This window comes from Planktothrix sp. FACHB-1355 (genome assembly GCF_014748295.1).
Taxonomy (GTDB): Bacteria; Cyanobacteriota; Cyanobacteriia; order Cyanobacteriales; family Aerosakkonemataceae; genus Aerosakkonema; species Aerosakkonema funiforme_A.
Genome location: NZ_JACJUP010000874.1, coordinates 1 through 3,130 on the forward strand (window position 1 = coordinate 1; position 3,130 = coordinate 3,130).

General features: G+C 43.8%; 4 protein-coding genes. All 4 read left to right on the forward strand.

Annotated features, from left to right (window positions below; all coding sequences use genetic code 11):
- Positions 1-239 precede the first annotated feature (239 nt).
- Positions 240-563, forward strand: coding sequence for a thioredoxin (gene trxA, locus H6S82_RS26290; RefSeq protein ID WP_190470524.1), 324 nt, complete (start codon positions 240-242; stop codon positions 561-563).
- Between the two features lie 96 nt (positions 564-659).
- A complete protein-coding gene (locus H6S82_RS26295) occupies positions 660-953 on the forward strand; it encodes a hypothetical protein (RefSeq protein ID WP_242057121.1) in 294 nt (97 codons plus the stop codon).
- Positions 954-959: 6 nt separating this feature from the next.
- Positions 960-2,141 (forward strand): LL-diaminopimelate aminotransferase, encoded by a 1,182-nt coding sequence (locus H6S82_RS26300; protein WP_190470526.1) that lies wholly within the window; start codon positions 960-962, stop codon positions 2,139-2,141.
- 575 nt (positions 2,142-2,716) lie between these two features.
- Positions 2,717-3,130: response regulator (locus tag H6S82_RS26305; RefSeq protein WP_191056959.1), on the forward strand; the 414-nt coding region annotated here is incomplete at its 3' end.

Below are 3,130 nucleotides of genomic sequence, written 5' to 3' on the forward strand. Positions count from 1 at the left end.
TTAACTAAGCCAGCAACTCTCTATGAGTCTTCTCCGAATGCACCCTAACATATACATATAAACCTATAACCAGTGTTTGTACATACCTTCGGTAAAGAATTTGTAAAGATTGCATCCACCTGAGCCTCAGCATAGCCAATGCTTTTCGCAACTATCGAAAGTTATATTTCTACTCCAACTAGGTTGAGTTCGTGTCTGGGGTGGGGTAAGTTGATCAATGTCAGTCGTGGAAAAGTTTTATGAGCAGCACGATCGCAATTACCGATTCCGAATTTGAAACTCAAGTCCTGAAAGCAACACAGCCAGTGTTAGTATACTTCTGGGCTTCTTGGTGTGGCCCTTGCCGTCTGATGACCCCGTTAATTAACTCAGCAGCGCAAACTTATAGCGATCGCCTCAAGGTGGTCAAAATGGAGGTAGATCCCAATCCGACTACTGTGGCAAAGTATAAGGTCGAAGGCGTTCCCGCATTGAGACTGTTTAAAAATGGCGAATTGATCGGGTCTGTTGAGGGCATCGATAGCAAACAGAAAATCACCCAGTTACTGGAATCCCACCTGTAAATAGTTATCAAAATTTTGGGTTAAAAACCTCGCCCTTCTAGGGCGACTTTATACGAGCTATGCTAATATAAAACCGTGGTATATAAAGGTCGAGCCATGATTGTTTGCGAATTCAAAGTCAAAGGGAAAGATAGTCAATATCCCGCCATTGACGAGGCTATTCGCACCTCCCAATTTATCCAGAATAAGTACAGGCGCTATTATGGGATGGACAACAAAAATATTGCTAAAAATATTGGCAGAGACGGCATTAACAAGTATGGCACGGTACTGACTAAAAAATTCACATTTGCCAAGGAACTGAATTCGATGGGGAGACAATCTGCTGCCGAAAGGTCTTGGTCTGCACTCGCTCAATTATACGATAATTGCAAGAATAATGATTATTGAGTAAATATGCAATTTGCTAAACGTTTAGAACCCCTACAATTTAATGTTTTCGCAGATATGGATCGGGCGAAAGCATCATCAGTAGCAGGAGGAAAGGAATTAATTGACCTGTCGCTGGGATCTTCGGATTTGCCAGCAGCAACCCACGTCATCAATGCGATCGCTCAATCCTTACAAGACCCCAGCACCCACGGTTACTTACTGTTTCGCAGCACGAAAGATTTTCGGGTTGCTGCTGCTACCTGGTATACTCAAAAATTTGGTATCCCGGTTGACCCGGAAACTGAAGTGCTGCCGCTGATCGGTTCTCAGGAAGGAACGGCCCATTTGCCCTTGGCAGTTCTCAATCCAGGAGATTTTGCGCTGCTATTAGACCCAGGCTATCCTTCGCATATGGGTGGGGTCTACCTCGCCAGCGGTCAGATCTACCCTATGCCCCTACGGGCAGAAAATGGGTTTTTGCCTATATTTGAGGAGGTGCCAGAAGCAGTTTTAGCACAGGCAAAAATGATGGTGCTAAGTTATCCCCATAACCCTACTGCGGCGATCGCACCGCTGTCTTTTTTCCAAACAGCTGTTGCCTTTTGCCAACAGCACAATCTTGTGTTGGTTCACGATTTTCCCTACGCCGATTTAGTTTTTGAGGATACATCGGCACCTTCGATACTGCAAGCCGATCCTGAAAAAAGTGTTTCGATCGAGTTCTTCACTCTTTCCAAGTCTTATAATATGGGTGGTTTTCGCATCGGTTATGCTATCGGCAATCCAAAGCTGATTCAGGCGTTGCGGCAGGTAAAAGCGGCTGTTGATTTTAATCAGTATGGAGGTATCCTTAACGGCGCGATCGCGGCCTTAAGTGGCCCTCAAGAAGGAGTCAAAGCTGCCGTTGCCACTTTCCGAAATCGGCGAGATGCTTTCGTCAAAGCTTTAAATAATATTGGCTGGCTGGTTCCGACACCAAGAGCCACAATGTATGTATGGGCCAAATTACCCGCACCTTGGACGGAAAATTCGATCGGATTTTGCACTCAGCTCGTGGAAGCTACGGGTGTTGCCGTTTCTCCCGGTGCTGGGTTTGGTAAATCTGGGGAAGGGTATGTCCGTTTTGCTCTAGTACACGAACCGCCAGTTCTGGAAGTTGCGGTGAAGCGAATGGATGAATTCTTGCGTGTGCGATCGCCAGCCTAAATATTGCCCTAGTAAATGATTTTGGGCTAAGAACGTCATCACTGACGAACGCAATCGCTATAACTTGAACTAGATGGCGAAGCCCCTCTCTTAGGTTTTGCCAGTCTGGACAATTCTCTTGCAACTAAGCGCCAACTTTCAAACGCAGGATAGCTCTTTGAGAGTTATGGTTCATCAAAATAAATTAAAATTTCAGAAAAATCGTAACAGTAAAATGCGATCGTATTGCTGTCTTTTTTTATTGAAAAAATCATAATGTATAACTTGTATCGAAGAAATTTACTATAACCATTCTGGATCGGTAATACACTACTTTCGACCATATTATGTACACAATTCTTAACATAATTTTAATAATGGGTAGAAGTGATTAAAAGCAGGTTTTACTCGGTCAAGCAACTCGTTATAAAGACAGAATAAGATTTTTATCTTTTGTATAAATTGATAAATTTTACATAAAGGTAACGGATACTTAGCAGTATTGCTACTGTATTCTCCTAGTATTACTCTCTGGAGAATTTTCCGGTTGTAAACGAAAGCCTTGCACAAAGGGTGCTAGCCAAACTATAAAAACCATGCTGAAAATACAGCAAATCCCGCTTGCTCAGTCAGGAGAGCAAATTTTGGCCGATCGAATTTTACTCGTTGAAGACCACGAGGTAAATCGTCGCTTGCTGAGCGACTACCTCTGTTATCTCGGATACCAGGTTTTGTGCCTTGCCGAAGGCAGCACCTTTTTTCAGGCGATGTCCAAGTTTCGGCCTCAGCTAGTTTTATTAGACTTGAAGTTACCAGGAGTTGATGGATATACCATACTCCAAGAAATCCGGGAGATACCGGACTGGCATCAAGTACCTGTGATCGTCGTCTCGGCGTATGCTTTTAAAGCCGATCAACAACGCGCTCTCAGTTTGGGAGCTACAAGGTACTTCGTTAAACCAGTAAATCTTTCTCATTTGCGACAGGCAATTCAAGAAGAATTACGCGAT